General features: G+C 39.6%; 12 protein-coding genes. 5 read left to right on the top strand and 7 right to left on the bottom strand.

The window, feature by feature from the left end; all coding sequences use genetic code 11:
* Positions 1-121: 121 nt before the first annotated feature.
* Positions 122-1,087: an Rpn family recombination-promoting nuclease/putative transposase gene (locus tag D0T85_RS21060; protein ID WP_163215491.1), complete on the bottom strand. Its 966-nt coding sequence runs from the start codon at positions 1,085-1,087 to the stop codon at positions 122-124.
* A gap of 146 nt (positions 1,088-1,233) precedes the next feature.
* Here D0T85_RS21060 and D0T85_RS21065 point away from each other — a divergent pair, with 146 nt between their 5' ends.
* Entirely contained in the window at positions 1,234-2,946 is a 1,713-nt protein-coding gene (locus D0T85_RS21065) for a helix-turn-helix transcriptional regulator (protein WP_163215492.1), read from the top strand.
* A 79-nt stretch (positions 2,947-3,025) separates the two neighbouring features.
* Here the strand turns inward: D0T85_RS21065 and D0T85_RS21070 are convergent, their stop codons facing one another.
* The 3 genes from D0T85_RS21070 to D0T85_RS21080 all read right to left on the bottom strand — a co-directional run bounded on the left by D0T85_RS21070 (position 3,026) and on the right by D0T85_RS21080 (position 8,093).
* Positions 3,026-4,147, bottom strand: a complete 1,122-nt coding sequence (locus D0T85_RS21070) for a hybrid sensor histidine kinase/response regulator (protein ID WP_163215493.1) — start codon at positions 4,145-4,147, stop codon at positions 3,026-3,028.
* A 1,389-nt stretch (positions 4,148-5,536) separates the two neighbouring features.
* The gene (locus tag D0T85_RS21075; protein ID WP_370460023.1) at positions 5,537-6,718 is read right to left on the bottom strand and encodes a DUF5009 domain-containing protein; all 1,182 of its coding nucleotides are present in this window, start codon (positions 6,716-6,718) and stop codon (positions 5,537-5,539) included.
* Between the two features lie 52 nt (positions 6,719-6,770).
* Entirely contained in the window at positions 6,771-8,093 is a 1,323-nt protein-coding gene (locus D0T85_RS21080) for a family 10 glycosylhydrolase (RefSeq protein WP_370460024.1), read from the bottom strand.
* 250 nt (positions 8,094-8,343) lie between these two features.
* Here D0T85_RS21080 and D0T85_RS21085 point away from each other — a divergent pair, with 250 nt between their 5' ends.
* The gene (locus D0T85_RS21085) at positions 8,344-8,826 is read left to right on the top strand and encodes a hypothetical protein (protein WP_163215496.1); all 483 of its coding nucleotides are present in this window, start codon (positions 8,344-8,346) and stop codon (positions 8,824-8,826) included.
* A gap of 2 nt (positions 8,827-8,828) precedes the next feature.
* Positions 8,829-9,740, top strand: a complete 912-nt coding sequence (locus tag D0T85_RS21090; protein ID WP_163215497.1) for a ThuA domain-containing protein — start codon at positions 8,829-8,831, stop codon at positions 9,738-9,740.
* A gap of 222 nt (positions 9,741-9,962) precedes the next feature.
* On the opposite strand, the gene D0T85_RS21095 is transcribed toward D0T85_RS21090, so the two are convergent.
* Together D0T85_RS21095 and D0T85_RS21100 are read right to left on the bottom strand one after the other, a co-directional pair.
* On the bottom strand, positions 9,963-11,519 hold the full coding sequence (locus D0T85_RS21095; RefSeq protein WP_163215498.1) for an RNA-binding domain-containing protein: 1,557 nt from the start codon (positions 11,517-11,519) through the stop codon (positions 9,963-9,965).
* Positions 11,520-11,544: 25 nt separating this feature from the next.
* Positions 11,545-14,244 carry a DUF6493 family protein gene (locus D0T85_RS21100; RefSeq protein WP_163215499.1) on the bottom strand — a complete coding sequence of 900 codons (2,700 nt, stop codon included), beginning with the start codon at positions 14,242-14,244 and terminating at the stop codon, positions 11,545-11,547.
* Between the two features lie 536 nt (positions 14,245-14,780).
* Between D0T85_RS21100 and D0T85_RS21105 the strand changes: the two genes are divergently transcribed.
* Positions 14,781-15,239, top strand: coding sequence for a hypothetical protein (locus D0T85_RS21105; protein ID WP_163215500.1), 459 nt, complete (start codon positions 14,781-14,783; stop codon positions 15,237-15,239).
* 394 nt (positions 15,240-15,633) lie between these two features.
* Entirely contained in the window at positions 15,634-18,528 is a 2,895-nt protein-coding gene (locus D0T85_RS21110) for a hypothetical protein (protein ID WP_163215501.1), read from the top strand.
* A gap of 102 nt (positions 18,529-18,630) precedes the next feature.
* On the opposite strand, the gene D0T85_RS21115 is transcribed toward D0T85_RS21110, so the two are convergent.
* Positions 18,631-20,790: a S46 family peptidase gene (locus D0T85_RS21115; RefSeq protein WP_163215502.1), complete on the bottom strand. Its 2,160-nt coding sequence runs from the start codon at positions 20,788-20,790 to the stop codon at positions 18,631-18,633.
* Between the last annotated feature and the right edge of the window lie 113 nt (positions 20,791-20,903).

Raw genomic sequence — 20,903 nt, forward strand, 5'->3', positions numbered from 1 at the left:
TCTATGCAGCATTGAATCTTAAACTCTGCGTGCTCTGCGGTTAAAATCAGAATAGTTAAATCAGAACTTAACTGAGGATACTTCAACGGGCAGAGAACCTGAATGTGTTCCTGCCTAATGCCTAAAAGTTCGGCAAATTCTCTATATCTTCAATCGACAAGCCGGTTGCTTTTATAATTATATCAATCGGCACACCAAGTTGTTTCAGATTTCGTGCGTTAGCTATATTTTGATTTTTTGCTCCTATTTCTATTCCTTCTTTTCTACCTTCTTCGTGCCCTTCTTCGCGCCCTTCTTCGCGCCCTATTTCCATTCCTATTTCGCGTCCTATTTCCATTCCTTCTTTTATCCCCTCTTCCATTCCTTTTTTCATACCTCTTCGCTCTGCACTGTTATACAGTGTTTTTTCTACGCTAATAATGTCCCAGAACTTTTCATATTCAAGCAATTGGTTTTCGGTAAAGGCAGATACTTCCAATGTGTTAAGAGCCTTTTTTATTTGAGGATTTTCCAATAATTCTTGTGATACTTCGTATGTTTTCTGGCTTATCTCTGTTAGATAGCGAAGCCATAAGACATGCATTTTCTTTGCGGCATAAGTTTGTGGCGTAAATTTGGGAAGTTCTACAAATATCAGATGAAGGCCTTCTATTACTTTGTCGGTATGTTCTACGTGTACCAACTTATAATAATGGTAATATCCTTCCAAGTCGGATTCGAACACTTCGTTTACCAGATTGAGCGAATACACCGGTTGCAACAGTTCATATTGTTCGCCACTATCTATCTGCCTGACGTATGCTTTGGAGGCATTGAATAATACACGCTGTTTAAACTCGGGCGACCAGATCATTTGCATTTCTACTATAAACTGCCTGCCTTGTTTATCTTTGCAACGTACATCTACAATACTGTTTTTGCGCAAAGGGTTTTCAGGAACCAATTCGGAAGAAAGGTATTCAATGTCGGTTATCTCTTCGCCTTCGTTAAGAGGAAGAAGTGCATTCAAGAGGCTCATCACTAAGTCGGGATGCTCGCCAAACACACGCTTGAATGTCAAATCGGCTTTAGGGTCAAGGTATCGCATAAAAGTTTGAATAACAGTGATTAATATTTTCGTTATTACAAAAATAGTTCTTTTATTTGTAGAATCACAACTTTTTCACGATTTGATACACTTTCAATACAATCATCATGTATATTTGCTCCATTATTTAAATGCACAAAAAAAACATGAAACAATTTTTCACTCTATTATTGATTTACATCGTATCAACAAGCCATGCATTTGCCACAGATCAACCCAGTTCCAATGTCTCGTCAGCCGATTCCATCATCGCCCTCATTCCCACCCTCGAAGGCATAGAAAAGTTACACGCCTATCAAGATCTACACCAGATTATCAAGTTTACCCGCGACCCCGACGAAGTAGTAGCCAACATTCACGCCTACGGTAAAGAAGCCCGTCAGCAGAACGATATACTCAAGGAATGCGAAGCCAAATTCCTGGAAATAGAAGTATATTTCAACAACAGCATGGACAACCAAATGGATGAAGTAATGCCCGATTATCTCCATTTTATGTACGAACACCAACAATGGTACTTCTATTTTCGCACATACAACCTCAAAATCAGCCACATGATGTTTCAGGTAGATGCTGCTCAGGCCATCGAAGAAGCACAGAAGATGTACGATATCGCCACCCGGGTAAACTACAAAGAAGGTATTGCCGCAGCCCTGAACAACATGGGAAAAGGATACAATGTACTCAACCGCGACCCCGAATCGACACAAGCCTTCGAAGAAGCTTTAAAAATGCTCGACGACACCCCACGATCGGACTTCCGTCAAGATTCTTACTGGTACCTCAGCCGGCAGTACGCTGTAGAGAATAAGATAGACCAACTCTTGGCGCTGGTGAAGCAATGGGAAACCGAAACAAACCAGATGATTGCCGAAGGCGACCGGCACGAAGAACACTACGTTGAGTTCAACGAAATATACCAGGGATACGCCAAAGCATACGCCCGCAGTGGCGACACCGACAAAGCCCTCGAATACCTCGAACTGGCACGCCCCTACACTGAACTACTGGGACGCGGAACCGAGCGTCAATTATGGAACCTCGAAGTAAACATCCTCTATACCATGGGCAGATACAACGAAATGCTGCCTCTACTCGACAAAATATACCAATCGGCTGTTGACGATAACCAACCCCATACCATGACTATGATGCTACGCCAGAAAGCCCGCACATACGTACTTCTGGGCGACGCTGAGAATACAGAAACCTATTACGAAATGTACCTCGACAAGCGCGACTCCATAGCCAGTCTCAATCTCGAATCGCAACTCTCCGAAATGCGTACCAAGTATGATGTAGACCGCCATATTCTTGAAAAAAAACGCAACCGCAACTACGCCATCCTTGCTGTTGCCCTCCTCGTGCTCAGCCTCGTTGCCCTTGTTGTATGGATGCTCTACTCGCGTCGGTTGTCCATCAAAAACAAATCACTTATAGAACGTATCCATGAACAAGACCGCCTACACGAGCAATTGCAACTATGCCGAACCACACACATGGAAACCTCAGGGCACACCCTCCCCGAGACGGACGAATTATTTGAACGCATCACCCAACTTGTAGAAAAAGAATACATCTTTATAGACCCATCGCTCAACCGCACTACTTTGGCCACTCTGGTTGGAAGTAACGAAACCTATGTGCGCCGAAGCATCCAGAACAACACCGGACAAACCGTAAACGATTATCTCAACAGTCTCCGCCTACGCTACGCCCGCGAACTGCTGGCCAACCACAAACTAACCATCGAAGCTGTTGCAATCGAATCCGGATTCGGAGCACGAAACACTTTTCATAATATATTTAAGAAGAAATATGGACTGACACCCGACGAGTTCCGCCGATTTGTTGGTTAATAGGCGCGAAGGCGCGAAGGCGCGAAGGGACGAAGGGATGAAGGGATGAAGGCCTTCGCGCCTTTACACCTTTACGCCTTTATTTTTTGAGTGGTATAGAAAAGCTAAATGTAGATCCTTCATCTTTCTTTGATACAAACCAAAGTTCTCCACCATTCTTTCGGGCAAAATCGTAGCAAAGTAATAAGCCCAATCCGGATCCCTCTTCATTGCTTGTTCCAAATGTACTGAAATGGGTATCGGTATGTAATAGTTTCTTCTGGTCTTCCTCGTCTATTCCACAACCGTGATCTTCAACATGCACCAAAGCTCTTCCTCTATTCAGTTCAACCCGCACAACAACTTCGCTGCCGGGATTGCTGAATTTAATAGCATTACTTATCAGGTTTCGTACAACCGTTTTCAATATATCAATATCCGCACTAACAGCAACGCTAGAAGGGGCTTCCATCCTTAAATTTATATTTTTGATGCTTGCAACCATATTGAATATGTCAATCACACTCTCAACAACTTCTACAACATCAATATCCTGATATACAACATTTAAACGTCCGATCTGGCTTTTGGTCCATTTCAATAAATTATCGAGCAATGTAAAAACCTCTTCGGTTGTTTGATTAGCCATGTTCAATAATTCAAACATTTCTTCTCCGATAGTGTCACTTGGCAAGTTCAGAATAAGCATATTCAATACCATTTTAATAGACCCCATAGGAGAACGAAGATCATGAGCTATTACCGAGTAAAGTTTATCGCGTCCCATTATCGTTTTCCGAAGTTCTTCTGTTTGAGACAGAATGATGCGTCGCGCTTCGATTAATGAGATTTGGTGAGTAACACGAATAAGCAATTCCTCTTTATTAAAAGGTTTGGATATAAAGTCACTTCCCCCCACCTGAAATCCTTTCACTATATCGGCAGTGCTATTTAGTGCTGTTAAAAAGATAATCGGGATATCCGATGTTTGCGGACTCTCTTTTAATTGCTTCGCTGCTTCAAAACCATCTATTTCGGGCATCATTACATCCAGTAAAATAAGATCCGGTTTCTCTGCCGCCACCTGCTCTAGCGCCTGTTTCCCATTGTATGCTACCGATATGTTGAATTTTTCGTTAGTTAAAAGAACTTTTAATAACAGCACATTCGACATTATATCGTCAACAATGAGCACTTTGTAGTTTGAAGGATTAATTTGCATAATGTGTTCTATTAGTTGAATTCATAACCAACTATTCCGGGTTGATCTTAAATATTCATCTAAATTTTGTCACAAATGTAAATTAATTGTATTAACTATGCAATTAAATTTATAATTTTATATACATTAGTCATATATACAAAGGCTAACCTGCATTATTCATACTTGTTTGGTTCAGTTAAAGACTGAAATGAACTAAAAGTGAGGTAAAGGAGGTAAAGTGAGGTAGAGGAGGTAAAGTAGGCGATGCCGCATGGATTCCCCGCCCTTGAGGGGCGGGGTGGCCTTTAGGCCGGGGCGGGGAGTGAAAACATACCGCATGGAAAATCGGTTGCACAACCTTTGAGTCCCCCCTCTCCGCCCTAAAGGGCACCTCTCCCCTCTAGGGAGAGGAGTTCCATGCGGCATCGCACTACTCAACTACTTTACCCTCACTTTACCTCCTTTATTCTGATTTGAACCCAAACCCCTCCTAGAAGTTTAAAATGCAAATTTTGTCGTCATTCAACACGCGGAGGCTTTATTCTATTGATTAGCAACGTATTAAATGCGTGTTGAATGCCGTGCTGAGAAACATTATTACAACTATTTCGTCACGCTTTCAACACGCTTTATTTTGAGCTTTGACCTCTAATAATAGTAGGGACTTTCCGATAGAAAACCCTGTACTCTTCCGCATAATAATCCACTATTTTCCATAAAATAGTCCATACTTCTACGCAAGCTATATAGCATTGGGGTTCCGATCTATATAGATGAGTGCCTTCGATCTATATAGCACCGACCTCTCCATCTATATAGCATTGACCCCTCGGTCTATATAGAAAGATATTTGAACAGTACTTTTCTCCCGGTAGGATAAAGCTTTTCTCCTACCGGGATAAAGCGTTCATCCTACCGGGAGAAACCGTTTATCCTACCGGGAGAAAGGCTTCATGCTACCGGGATGAAAGAATACTGCGATTCAAAGTATGAACAATACAGGTTAAACAGAGTACGAACTAATTGTTATCATGTTGCATTTTTACAACTCCCTGATATTTAGCGGATAACAAAAACATCTTAGTGATAGCAGTGGTAGATATTTTTTACTATCACTACATCTATCACTAAATTAATCAATTGTTTATCAGAATGTTATCACTGCTAGTGATAGCAGTGATAGCAAAATGGCGAAAAAACATTTTCTGAGGGATAGTTGATTTGCAATTTGGGCAATTTGGGTGTACGACAAAAGCGAAGCCTCCGTGTTCAGCACAAGGAAAAGCTCCGTGTTTCTGTGTCTCCGTGTTTTTATTCAATGCAGGCTAAATCGTTTGTTCTGCATTCAATACAAAGGCCCGTAGCCCCTGTGCTTCGGAGTAGACGAAAGTTTGGAATCAGATAAAATTATATTTTCAATTTAACATGCACCCGTCCCAATAGTCCAGTTATAAATATAATAAAGAAAGAGAATACAATACAGTTTAATACTCCTACAAATCCGGTAGTTAAAAATTCAGGTAGCCGAATACCTAATAAAGAAGATAAACTATATGTTACATACGGAATCAGATAGCATGTTAATGTAGCTGTTCCGGCAGGACTGATAAAATTAAACCAGGAAGCCTTTCCTTTTTCAACCAACCAATAGATTATGGCATACGTTCCTACAGCTATTGCACAGCAATAGAATATCCATGGCGGAGTTGCCTGAATTTTAGAAACAATCCAGAACTGGTGGGTAATGAATCCTAAAACCGCCAGGATTAATGTAGTAACTACGGCAAATATAACTTTATCCCGATTCGGTCTGTTCACGTATTTGGTGCTGACCAGTGAAAGCAGTAAACCACCCATTGTAAAGGCTGGTAATGCTCCATTACCGACATGAAGTATCCCAAGGAACTGATCAAAGAAGTTACCATGAGGCAAATTCAATAATGTTTCTCCCTCTCTTAATCCGCTTTTAAAAACACAAAGCAAAATAAAGAATATCCATATAGGTATAAGATACTTAAAACGGTCGCGGGCAAATATATATATCATGGCACAGATAAGGTAAGTCCACCCAATAAGTCCAAGTATACCCCACCAACGTGCTTGGAATACACCTCCGTTAGCATCGCGGAAAGCAATTGCCAGATAAAGCAACAGTAATAAACCTATGGCCTTTAAAATACTATATATTTTCTTCCGTCCCGGATTATCTGTGCGTGGGTACACGTTCCACACAAGCAGAAAGCCGATTACCATCAATATCCGGAAAACAGGTAGGTTCATTCCAGACTCGGCCCCTACCCCCGATTCTGTATTAACAATAAAAACACCCATCAAAAGAAGTGCAAGCGTTCTTGTCAGGATATGGCCAACTGTACTTACGCCCGGGAATCCTTTTTTAAATCGACCTTCAATAGCAAAAGGAATAGACATACCAACCACAAAAAGGAAACACGGAAAAACAATATCTGCCAATCCCATAAAATCCTGATTCGATTCTGCATGTCCCAGCCATTCGGGCTCGCCTTTAATAGTCCAAAGATCGTTTACAAAAATCATTAATAACATTGTCAAAGCCCTGAGTATATCAATGGCTACATTCCTTTGAGTAAATCAACTGCATTCTTTGTCATAAGTACTGTATTTATTTGAGGTCTACGCTCCATCCGGAAATGATACTGCCGTAGAAATAGAATTTCACGTCGAACACTTTTCCCGAATTCTGTTCTGTTACCTCGTAGCATTTGGTTGCACCGTATTCATCAACCAATGTATATTCGCCTAAATTCAGGGTAACAGCAGAGTCACTATTTATATTCTTTTGCATCTTTTCGTGCACTAGTTTCATTATTCCTGTATTCTCAAAAGGATTTGCATTAACCTTTATCTGCTTGTTTGCTGCCGGATTAGGACCTTTGGCTGCTCGAACTGCATGTACACTATCAGCATAAGCCTTGAATTGCGAACGGATTTCTGGTGACCGAAGCGAACGAATAGTAAATATGGCAATTCCTTCTGCACCATTATTAAATGCAGCATCCATACTTTCAAACATCTCGGGTCCGTCAACACCCATCATTCCACAATACAGGGTAGTCATTGGGTTTTTATCCCGTACATTCTCGGCTGTACAGTCCGAAATAAAGCTAACATCTTCGGTGTAGAAGTTAGCGTACACCATTGGGAAAACAATATCCAGATTCCATTTCCCCCAGTCCTGACGAACCATTTGGCGCGACATTGCAGGTGTTGGGAACGGTGAAGCAGCCATTGTTTTTCCATAAGCATGAACTACATCGGCTATTTCATTGGCAACCTCTGTTATCTGGTCGCAACGGAACTGCAACCATTGCATATCTGTTGAAGGATCTTCCAGTGTACGAGGGTCATAACCGTGTTTCTCCATAAACAGCTTTATCATAGCAGGATGATAACCATAATCCCATTCGGGGTATTCTCTATCTTGTACAATACCGTACTTAGGCCAAAGTGTAGTAGGCAGAATTACATCTACAAAACGGTGGTAGTCAATAGCAATTCCGTTCAATCCTTCAACCTCACAGTATGCTATTATTTTCTTGCGGATGTGTTCGCGCACTTCGGGCAATGCAGGACACATAAATTTGTAATAATCAACATAGGCTTTGGTATCGGCAAGACTCTCTCCTTTCCGGTTTACACTGAACCATTCGGGGTGTTCTTTAATAATTTTATCGCGGTCGTGCTCCAGATTCATTGTCCACAACCATGCATATACCTCTAAACCATGCTTATGTGCAATAGGAATAGCTACCCTGTAATCGTCAGGAGTTGGAGCGTTGAGAATAACACCGTCAAGACCTGTTTCCTTCATTATTATACAAACAGAATCAAAGTTCATGGTTGGTCGATAATCCAGCCAGGTCCAGAACATAGGGTATTCACTTTTTTCTACAGGTTTTTCAGTGCAGGCAATCATACTAAGCATTACCGCAAACAAAATGGGGAGTGTTAAGTTTTTCATAAGAATTTAAGTATTTAAAAAGTTCACAATATTACAAATAATAATTAGATATGCAGGTTTGAATATTATCAAATCAAATCCATTTATTATCAAAACACAGCGAAAACAGGTTTTTAACCTTTTATGTTAGCTATCAAACCTTTCTCTCAATATTAATAATTAATATTGCATACTTAAGTAAATGTTTCATTGATAATGAATAAACAATAAAAACATGATGAAAAAGATACTATTGTTATTATTATTGAGTGGTTATTTTATCCCGGTATGGTCACAATATCAGGTTAGTACTGCCCGTACCTGGGATAAATTTCCACCGGAAGTTCAAAAGAGAGGCTTCGGTTTACATGCTTCTCAACTAGTTCAAATGGATGATGAGCCGGCATTGGAAGAAGTTCTTCTATTCAGTGCTCATAACGGACATTACCCTTACTTTGATTTGTTTAAAAACTATTATGTGATAATTGATTATTATACAAAAGAAGTAAAATACACATCGGATATTATCATATCCACCGAACGTGAAATTATTCTGGAAGATCGCAACAATGACGGCAAATACGAACTTTATCGCCGGTATTTTCAAGACGGAAAGTTTAAGGTAGATGAGTACGGAAATAATCTTTCGGTTACTTGGATATATGATTGTATTGAATGGATTGACAAAAAAGGACTAACGAACACACAAAAGAAATAACTATGAAGAAAATAATATGGGCTATTGCCTTCTTTCTTTTCTTTGGCGGTATCGTACCACAGGTAAACGCGCAAAAGAAAATCAAAGCAATGATTGTTACCGGACAAGATGGAAGCCATTGGTGGAAGGGAGGTAGCGAAGCTATAAAAATGATTCTGGAAAACAGCAACTTATTCACAGTAGATATTCATGTTACTCCCACCTGGGGAGAGGATATGAGCACGTATAATCCGGATTTCAATAAGTATGATCTGGTACTTATTAATTATGGTGGAACTACATGGGCCGAAGCAACCCGCAAGAAATTCGAGAACTATGTATCTAATGGTGGCGGAGTGGTGATTATCCATTCTTCGGTTGTTCCAATGGACGATTGGAAAGAATATAACGAAATGATAGGCCTCGGCGCATGGAATGGTAGAAATGAAAAGGATGGTCCGTATGTTTATTGGAAAGATGGGCGTACCATATATGATTATTCGCCCGGTTGGGCTGGCTATCATGGTTTACAGCACTCTTCTACTATTACTAATCGCAATCTTAATCATCCTATTCTTGCTGGTTTGCCTACTGTATGGGAACATTTTAAGGATGAAATTTATGCACGCTTAAGAGGCCCCGGCAAAAATCTGGAAATATTAGCCACAACTCATGAGCAAGGACGCGACGAGCCTATGTTGTGGACTGTAAAATATGGCAAAGGCAATGTCTTTGTTACCTTGTTAGGCCATGCCGGAAGCGATCCGGAACTGCGTTACTCTATGGAGTGTACTGGGTTTCAGGTAACTTTATTGCGTGGTTCGGAATGGGCTGCCACCGGGCAGGTTACACAAAAAGTACCGAAAGATTTTCCTAGTGAAGGAGTAATGACACTCAGAAAAGAGTTCAAGGCACCGTTTAATGCGTATGAATAAAGTTCTAGCATTATTCATACTTCATCAATTTGGAATGAATTAAAACACAGAGTCACAGAAACACGGAGCTTTTCCTTGTGCTGAACACGGAGGCTTTGCTTTTGTCGTACAATAACTCTGTGTTCAGCACAAAACAAAGAACTCTGTTTCTCTGTGACTCTGTGTTTTTATTTTAGTTCAACACAGCCCCAAACTGAACCAAACGAGTATGAATAATACAGGCTAGTTGTTTATGATTTCCCAGTAGCCAGTTTTGTTGGGACCTACTCGCTTAATTATATTATGTTCTTGGAGCTGTTTCATTGTTTGAGCAACCCATCTTCTTGAATAGCCCGTTAGATTGGCTATGTCTGTCAAAGTGACTTGGGGATTGTTTTGTATTTGCTCCAATATTTTAAGTGCACTTTTTGGTGCACTTTCTAGTGCAGTTTGTAGTGCACTTTTGAGTACACCTCGCCTTGAAACTTTCAGGGAATCATCCTTGTGAGCTATATCTGCAATAATATTGCCTGCTGCCTCATGGCAAGGGATGGTTATACGAAAGAATGTACGGTCTTCATCTGTAACGACAGTGGCACGTGATGATCCGTTATTCTCTAACACATTCTGTATGGTCGGAATGCCCGTACTACGACCTTCGGTCATATCTAGTTCTTTGAGGTATTCACCCAAACGACGATTCCTGTAACGCTTTGACACAAGAATCTCACAACGTGAAATATCAGCAGCAGAGATACTACGATCGGGGCCTCCAACATTTTGGATGGTTATTCCCTTAGGTTCAACGGTTATTACCACTGGCTCCCATTCCCGATAATCGCGATGATAAAGCGAATTCGTTACACTTTCTTCCAAGGCCTGATAAGGATATGTGTAAAACTTCTTACTACGATAGTCATCCTTAGGTTTGATGATGCTCTGTAGCACCAACATCCGCTTCAAGTATTCCAATGTGCGGTCTATAATCTGTGGCACAGAGCCGGTGATAACCGCTCCTTCATAAAGGTTACTTGGATTATTCAATCGCCCCTCAGGGAAATACACAATCTCCACCTGTGTGCGCTTGAAGTACTTGCTCGGATTCTCACAAAACATCATAGCAGCTACATTTCTTAACACACGATTCTCCTTTGGACCAACATACAAGTCCATTTGTTCAAGAATCTCATGTAAAGGTTTTACATTTATATCGCTTGCCAATTTGCTTCCCACTTTTACCAAGTATTCACGTAAAAGTAGTGTAGAAATGTCCTCCAAACGAATATTTGAATTACCTCTCTCATCAAAAGGTATACGACTTGCTAATTCACGCAACTCATCCAACACTTCACCTTTTGCAATAATGCTACTCGTTCCACTACGAATATAGAAATACTCCTTACTACCATTTTTTGCAGTTACATTCTCCGGTACAGAATATGGACGATTAATACCAGCCGGACACCAAATCACAAGTACAGACTTCCCATCCACCTCCTCTACACTTGTACGAGGCATATAGTAAGGTGCAATCTTATTGTTATAACCCACCATCTCTTGAAGAACACCATCAATCTTCTCTACTGGTATTCCTTCCACAGGACGAATAGCAACACCAGTCTTATTGTCCGTATCTACACCGACCACAATGTAACCACCACCAAGGTCATCAAAATCATTGGCGAAAGCACATACACTATGGTATATGTTCGCCGGGTTCCAACCTTTCTTAAACTCAATTCGGTTAGATTCAATCTTCTGCTTGTTCAGCAGGTCGTTTATGTTTATCGCAAGTGGCATAATCTATAATTTTTAATTGCATCCTTCATAGCCCTTTAAGTACTTTTTTCAAACTAGCCTCTTCTTTCCAAGTCATTAATTTCTCTTTCACTACCTGTTCGGGTTGCGATTGATTTTGTGCCAGCAACTCCTTATAAATCTCCAACAACTTTTTCATGTTAGTTACAGGTGTATCCACCTGCATGATTATAACAGCAATAACCTGTTCCAATGCTTTATTAACCTGGGAAGTTATGTTTATCATCCCAATCAACTGATCGGTAAAACGTTTCAAGAAACCCCAGTTCTCATTTATCAGCCGGCCAATAATGCTTCCGGCTTTGCTGGCATTGAACATACCTGCATTGATATAAGACATCCATACTTCGGCCGTTAACAAACGTATTTCTTTGTGAGCAATCAGCATAAACGACGATAATGTTAAATAGCTGAACTCTCCCAAAGGCTGCTTCAGCTCCAACAAAGCAGTAAGTACTTCTATTGGATATCCGGGATCATACACATAAGATGCATCATCATAAAATATATGGCGCAATATATAATCGGAATTATGGGGAAAAGAGTGCATCAGATGACACAAATCTCCTTTCATAAAATACCGTTTCTTATTACTGAAAAGATATTCTATTAATAACTTGCGGTTACTTTTATCCAGATTGTGTCCGGGAATATGCAGGTTTATTTCAGGAGTATGTTCAACCACGTGTTCATATTTATGCCCGGTGTATTTCATTTGCGTGTATTCCCTGTTACCAATCTTCCAGTCGAAAGAAGTTGTAAAATAGGCAGGCGGAATAAGTGAGCTACTTTCGTCAAGAAATTCAGTGTACACCGATTTATCTTCGAGCGAAAGAGCAGCAGTAAGCCACCAATGAGGATTAACAACTTCTTTTTTATACTTCAAATCACCACTGAACAAGAAAAGAAGCAGGTATTTATATTCGCTTTCGGGTAGTTCGGAAGCTTTCCGGAAAGCTTCGGATGTATCGCAGAGCATACAGCGCTGAATAGCCAATTGCAAATCTATATTATCCGGTTCAAGTCCGTTTTGCAGGTGCTCTTCAACTCTTTCTACCAGCGTAACAGGATGTATCCAGCACGGAAAATGAGTTGGAGTAGACAACAAAGTTATCTTCTTTCCTTCCTTAATCCTATTCATTGCCAACAACAGAAGTCTACGAAACGGTTCGAGCAAATACAAAGTACCAGGATGCCATTCCTCTATTTTAAAACTGTTATGTCTTAATTTATCCTGCATTTTTTGCAGACCTTCTGTCATGCTGGGATGTTCCTCTATCAGAAAATCAACATAACTGATGAAAAAAGAAGTCAAGAGGCTTTCAAAAAAACTGGTTCCGTCACTGTTTAGCTTTCTGCATGCTTTTTGATAAGCTGGTTCCAGTTGAATACAAGTATCGATATTTACTTGATGTGTGAGCTGGATAAGAACATCGGCTAACATATAATATTGATAGGAGTGAAGATTAGCAAGTACCTCGCTCACAAAAAAAGGCAATTCCTCAATCCGAACATCTATCGGTATACGGTTTTCCTCTGATAAGAAATTCAGTTCACTTTCTGTTTTCTCTTCAAAGGCATCAGCAATAACAGATTCATTGGCAGACAGATAATCTTTTAAAAGAGTTTTTACCGAAACGAACATAAAAGAAACATACGGTTCAAGCAAAGCACTCCATGCTTGTTCTTCTTTATCAGCGTATTTCAAAAAAAGTGTAACAGCCTTGGTTTGTACCGTTTCATCTTTACACATAAATACATTGACTAACGATTGGCTGATATCCCTGTGACTATCCTTATACTTTTTCCCTATTGCATCGAGCACACTCATGGTAGAAGTTATAATAGATTTTACTTCGGACGAAAGCAGCATAGGTGTTGTACGAATAAACTCTTCCCGATCGAAATTCTTTTCCGTACAGATTTTCTTTAATATAGTAAGTACGGAATTGACTGCTTTTGATTGTGGAGAAGTTAGAGCTGTTAACAACTCTTGTTGAATGCCAATGAGCTCTTCGACAGTTGGCTTCAGTTCCTGAAACAGATCAATCCCCCACCCTGTTTGCAGTTTATCCAAATTACGAACAGATATCAAAATACTTTCTCTAAGTAAACGCATACGATCTATTCTACCCGATTCGGCAGCATTGCACAGCATATTGATCCAAAAATTATGATGTCTTTTGTTTGCCCAATGAATTTCCGAGGGATATTGAAATAAATACCAAATATGTTCATCCAGTACAAAGGGATACTTTTCTATCTGTTGTATATCATGTGGTAAAGTATTCGCAATTAGTTCAGGCGAGGGTTCAATCAGCTTCCGGTCTGTCCATTGTGCAATATAATAATAGTTAATAGAAGTCATTTCGGACTGCATCACACTATTCACATAATCCGAAAACCAATCGGGACGATACCATTCAAGCATCTCTTGAATAACTCCACTCGATGGTAATTTCCAATACATTTTCGGAGCAATATCACTCTTTTTAAGAAAGAAAAAGAGGCATCGTTTATATATTTCGCATCTGTTTTCATTCTGCACCGAATGACTGGAAAAGAATTCTTTACGAAAGTAAACAGCTTCCATTTTCTTTATTATAGGATAAAGTTCCTGTTTCTCTTCAGCAGTAAGTTTTTGAAGAAAAGGTATAATGGCAATTATATTGGCATCAGCAATAATTGCTTTAAGTTGATTTTCCATAGTGATGTTGTATTTGGTTCCAAAACTACTTCTTTTTATTAAAAATCAAAGTATAAATATCACACAAAGCCCAAAGAGGCCATGTTATAAAACGTTAATGCAAAATTGGATATCTCACTAAAAAGCTTTATCTTTCGTATAACAAAGATATACGGAAAGTACATACAAATACAGGCGGGAGACCATTGGTTTTCCGCCTTTTTTGTATTATGCTGATTTTATCAAAACGGTTACCACTACTACCCAAAGTGGTAACCACTAATAGTTTTAGTAGTAACTGTAGTAATTCTTAATGGTAACCACGGATATCTGTGGTGGTAACCACTTTAACTCAAAACTGTAAAAATGGGAACTACTTTTGTTCTATGGAGAGAGCCTAACTTTTTTGTTGTTTCAAAATAAAAAATGATATTTGTTTTAAAATCAGGAAGGTTAACAGTCTATAAAAACTTTGTTCGGAATACGTTGGCAAATGGTAGCATTTTTTGAGAGATTAATATATCTTTGTGAAAAAATAAACAATTGCTAAAATAACAATGGAACAATTAAACACCCACAATAAGCAAGAACACCCACCCATGCACACAGCCGAACATATTCTTAACCAAACCATGGTACGCATGTTTGGCTGTCCACGTTCTCGCAACAGTCATATAGAAAGAAAGAAAAGTAAATGTGACTATATCATAGAAACCGAACCCTCGCTGGAAACCATTACTGAAATAGAAAACCAGGTAAACGAAGTTATCCGGCAAAATCTTCCTGTAAATGAGCAATTTGTAACACGCGATAACATTCCTGATGGTGTAGACCTCAGCAAATTACCCGAAGATGTTAGCGAAACCTTACGCATTATAACTGTTGGCGACTATGATATATGTGCTTGTATAGGGCAACACGTAAATAATACATCCGAAATTGGCACATTCAAAATTATCAGCAGTGACTACGCGGATGGCAGGTTACGACTTCGGTTTAAGTTATTACAAGTTTAATTTTTAGACATAAGAACAAAAGAACAAAAGAACAAATAGATAAAAAACATATTCCTTTATCTAAAGTAAGTAAGTGTTCAGAAATAATTTATACCTTAGCAATCACCCCGGAAGGGGTGAGATGTGCATAACCCCGGGTCAGCGAAGCGCAGCCCGGGGCTGGCAAGTCACACACAAACTCAACCCTGAAAGGGTTGAACCCACTTCGGGGTTCAGAGGAAAAGAGAGACCATCTACCCTGGGTTACGCTTCGCTCACCCAGGGTTATGCACATATTACCCCTGTCGGGGTAAATGCTTGCTATTAATATGAATTAATTTGAATACTTTTGTTCTTATGTCTAAAAATAAAAAGAAAATATGTCCCTTTTGTTCTTATGTCTAAAACAAAAAATATGTCCCAAACAAATCATACCTTGAGCAAACGCCTAATACTTATTGCAGCTTGCATATTCATTTCTACCCTTATTGCACGTGCGCAATTTGTTAACTATGGTACCGATCCGGCCAGATATAAATGGAGAATAGTACATACTGATAATTACAAGTTGATATACCCCCTGGGAAATGACTCAATGGCCTACCGTTATGCCCGTTTATTAGAAACCACCTATCCATATGTGGAGCAAACAATAGGCAAATCACGCAAATGGAAACTTCCGGTGGTTCTTCATCCCTCCAGTATGCTTTCTAACGGACTGGTATCATGGGCACCACGCAGAATGGAGTTAATAACCACCCCTTCGGCCGATAACACTGCCCAGATGTGGGACAGTCATTTGGTTTTGCATGAAGGGCGACATGGCTTTCAAACCCGTAAGTTTATGGAAGGTATATTCCGCCCATTGTACTTTTTAATGGGCGAACAAATATCCGGTTTAGCCAACCTACCTGTACCTACCTGGTTTCTGGAAGGCGATGCAGTTGCTACCGAAACAGCCTTATCATATACAGGCCGTGGACGCTTACCCGAGTTTAACATGATATATCGTGCTCAAACAGAATCGGGTCAATTTTACTCTTTCAACAAATGGTTTCTTGGCTCATATAAAAATTATACCGGAAACAAATATGCGTTAGGATATGATATGACTGCTTTTGCCCGACATGAATATGGTGGTGACATCTGGGATAAAGTTACTACACGCTACATCAAAAAGATTTTCAACATACCACCATTTACAAAATCTTTAAAATATCATACCGGAATAGGAAAAGATGAACTCTTTAATAATACATTCTCTTTTCTTAAACAAGAATGGGACAAACTAGACGATAAGCATCTCCGTTCCGGGTTTACCCCCAATTATCTTCTGCCCGATCCAAAAGAATACGTTACTTATAAATATCCACAAGCTATTAATAACACAACCATTATTGCTTTAAAAAGCAGTATGAGTGAAATCAGTTCTCTGGTAGAAATAAAAGATGGCAAAGAAAAACACTTAACCCATGTGGGTAGTATTAACAGCAAACTCATTTATAGAAACGGAAAGATATTCTGGAACGAAAATGTTTCAGGGTTACGATGGTCGCACGAGAATTATTCCGTACTGAAATACTACGATTTGCAGACAAAGAAAATTGTTACGGTAACTCCCCGCCAACGTTATCAATCGCCTGCAATTAACTATAACGGATTAACAGCTGCCTTTTCCGAATATTCTGAAACAGGAAACAACCAGATTGTTTTAGTTAACGTTGAAAACGGAACAAGAATTGCCTCATACCAAACACCCGAAAACGCATTTGCCAAAGAAATATCTTTTGGAGAAGACAATCAACTTTTCATAACTTCGGTTGGAGAAAGTGGAATTTCTATCTGGGCATTAAACACCGATAATAGCGAATGGAAAGAAATACTTGCTCCTACCTGGGCAAATATTACTTCAACCTTCTGGCACGATGGAAATTTATACCTTGAATCCGGCTTAGACGGTACCAATAACATTTATAGTATTGATATACAAAGCAAGAAAGTATATAAGCTAACAACTTCCAGATTCGGTGCATTCACCCCTGCCCTATCTGCCGACAATTCTAAATTATTGTTTTCCGATTACCAGAAGAATGGTTACAGGTTAGCTTCTGTTTCACTCAATGATTTGCAACGTGAAGCAGCAAACTTCAATGAACCGTATAAATTTGCACTTGCCGAATCAATCAGCAATCAGGAATCATTCCGGGCCGATACGGCACAATTGAAAGAAATTGACTTTAAACCAAAACGATACAATCGTACTTTGAACTTATTCAAGATTCATAGTTGGGCTCCTTTTTATTATGATGTCACTGATATTATTAATATGGATGTGGATGATTTCTCGACCATTGTAAAACCCGGAGCAATGGTTCTGTCGCAGAACTCATTAAATACAGCAATCAGTCAGTTGGGGTGGTTTTACAAAGATGGAGCACATCATGGTAAATTTGCATTTAACTATACCGGTTGGTATCCTGTAATCGACTTCAATGTTACTTATGGTGATAAAGCATTCAATCTGGAATGGCATGAAAACGAAGAAGGAAAAGAAAATCTTGGATATTCTTATACCGGACGTACCTTACTGGAAGCCGAAGCCCGCATATCTATTCCTTTTAATCTTACCCGGAATCATTATATCAGAGGGGTTCAGCCATCAATTACGTATTATTATACCAATAATAAAATACAGCAAAAAGAGAACAGGAAACTTAGTGATTTTCAATATCTATTGCCGGAAGTACGTATATACAATTATCGCAAAATGGCAGCACGAGACATTTTACCTAAATGGGGTTATCAGCTAAGACTCCAAACTCTTGCGCCATTATCAACCGGTGATCTTTTTGGGCAGTTGTATGCTGCACGCCTAACTAATTACTTTCCGGGATTTCTTCCTAATAACAGTTTAATGGTTAGATTAGGGTATCAATATCAGAATATGGATAACAAATCAATGTATATCCCCAAAAAGCTTCTTACGGCTCCCCGTGGATATCATTATAATTCTGCTACCAATCATTTGTTTGAGTTCAAATCCGATTATGCTTTTACCATTGCTTACCCCGATTATAATCTGGGATGGCTAATGTATATCAAGCGGTTCAGAAGTAACGTATTCTTTGATTTATCTGCCAATAAAGCTGTGAAAACAAGCTGGAATACTCAAAGCTCTGCCGGAGTAGATTTTATTATGGATTGGCATGCCATAGAAACAGAGTTTCCGCTTTCTTTGGGAGTAAGACTAATCAAGCCTTTTGAAAAGGGTGGAATATCGGCGGAGGTATTGATGTCGGTGAGTTTTTAAGTGAGGTTACAAACGCTTGTCATCCTGAACGAAGTGAAGGATCTCGTGGGCTACCGTACCCCACGAGATCCTTCACTTCGTTCAGGATGACAAGCGTTTGTGTTATTCTTCTATCGTCAACTCATTAATTATGCGTGAAGCTCCTGCAAACTTATCAATAATGAAAAGTGTGTAGCGGATATCCACACAAGCTGCACGTTGAGATGCTGGGCGGAAAGCAATATCTCCGGTTAAACCTTCATAATTACGGTCGAATCCGGTACCTATTAACTGACCTTTACTATTAAACACCGGGCTACCTGAGTTTCCACCGGTATTATCTGTATCGACTATAAAGTTTACAGGCATTTCTCCATTCTTCATGGCATACCGACCATAATCCTTAGTCTTATATAATTGCTTCAGTTTCTCCGGAACAACAAATTCCCAATTAGTTGGATCTTCTTTCTCCATAACCCCTTCTAATGTTGTATAATAATCGTATACAGCACCGTCAACCGGTTCGTACGAAGCTACTTTACCATACGTTAAACGCAAAGTAGAATTAGCATCCGGATAAACAGGTATACCAGATTCCTTCTTCATATCCATCATACCTTTTACCCACACTTTATGAGCAGCATCATAATTGAGGTTTGCATCCCGCATTTCCATAGCAGTTTGATACAATCCGTCGGTAATAGAATGTTTAAACAATACCATCCAGTCTTGTTCAATACGTTCTGTTGTAGGCTTTTTGATGAAACGGGCAAAGTTTTCTTTTGTACCGAACATAGAATACTGAAAACAAGCATCAATAAAAGCATCGCTATTACCTTTAAATCTTTCATCAATGATACTGAAGATGCTAATACGTTGATCTTCGGGTATATATTGCATGTATGTTTTGAGCATTTGCTTGGCTACCAACTTTTCTACTTCCGGATAAGGAACATTATTGAAGTATTTCCCGGCATTGACCTTTAATGCTTCTGTTTCTGCTTTTACCTTCTTCTTATTCTTTTCCTTCAAAGCTGCTTCCAGTTTTGAGGTTGAAGGTATGCGCATAAAATCCAGTCCGGTAACTAAAGCTTCGGTTATGGCTTGTTGATGATAAATAGCTTTTCTTCTCTGTGACACAATAGAACGTATCTCATCAAAAGCATTTTGGTAAACATCTGTACCCATTGCTTTGCCTCGCTCCAATAGTTGTTCTTGTTGAGCACGTTTGGTATCTAATACATTAAGACGTACCAAACCCTCGTTCATACCAATTGCATTTTTCCAGTAATTTGCCGAAGAAGCATATTTACTGGCATAATGTATACGTACAGCCGGATCGGCCAGCATTTGTTCCATCAGTACATCCTGACGTACACCACGTACATTGTGACGCATAAAGTTTGTTGTCTGCATCCTTTCTTCAACTTCGTCGGAAATCATGTACCGCCAGTTTCTTCCCGGGAATCCCATAACAAAAGCAAAATCGCCTTCATTATATCCTGCCAAACTAATGGTGAGATGCTTTTTAACTTGCAGAGGTTTATTATTTATACTATACGCTGCAGGTTCGCCATTTGCATCGGCATAGATACGGAAAATAGAAAAATCGCCGGTATGGCGTGGCCACATCCAGTTGTCGGTGTCGGCACCGTATTTCCCTATAGATGAGGGAGGTGCACCAACAATACGGATATCACTATATACCTTTTTAATGAAAAGATAGTATTTATTGCCACCATAAAATGCTTTTAGCTCAAGCGTTGTTCCCGGTTTAGTGGTTATGTTTTCTTGTTTGGCAAATCTATCTGCTACCGTACTTAAATAACGGGGCGACAGATAATTTACTCCTTCAGGGTCTTCATCAACCTGCAACCGAGCATTTACATAATCGGTTACATCCAGAATCTTATCAATAAAAGTAATCTTCAAACCTTCGCATGGAATTTCTCCGTCAAGAGAAGCAGCCCAAAATCCATCTGTTAGATAATCATGTTCTACCGAGCTAAGTTTCTGAATAGCCCCATATCCGCAATGGTGATTAGTTAAAACCAAACCTTGAGAAGAGATTACCTCACCGGTACACCCTCCGCCAAAATGTACTACTGCATCTTTTAATGCAATACCATCCGGGCTATAGATCTGCTCCACAGGCATTTGAAGGCCAAGCTCAATCATGGCGACTTCGTTCTGTGCCTTCAAATCCGTCAGCATCCACATACCTTCATCGGCAGATGCGGTAATGGATACAAAACAAAATAATGCTAATATTTGCTTTTTCATTGATTCTTTTTTTAAGAACACAGAGGTACTGTGTTGAATTCCAAATTAAATTAAATATTTTTTCTATCTTTGTCTCCGCCAAAGGAAGGCTTCATGCGATACTTTGTACTGAG

This window comes from Bacteroides sp. 519 (assembly GCF_010500955.1).
Lineage (GTDB): Bacteria > Bacteroidota > Bacteroidia > Bacteroidales > Bacteroidaceae > Bacteroides.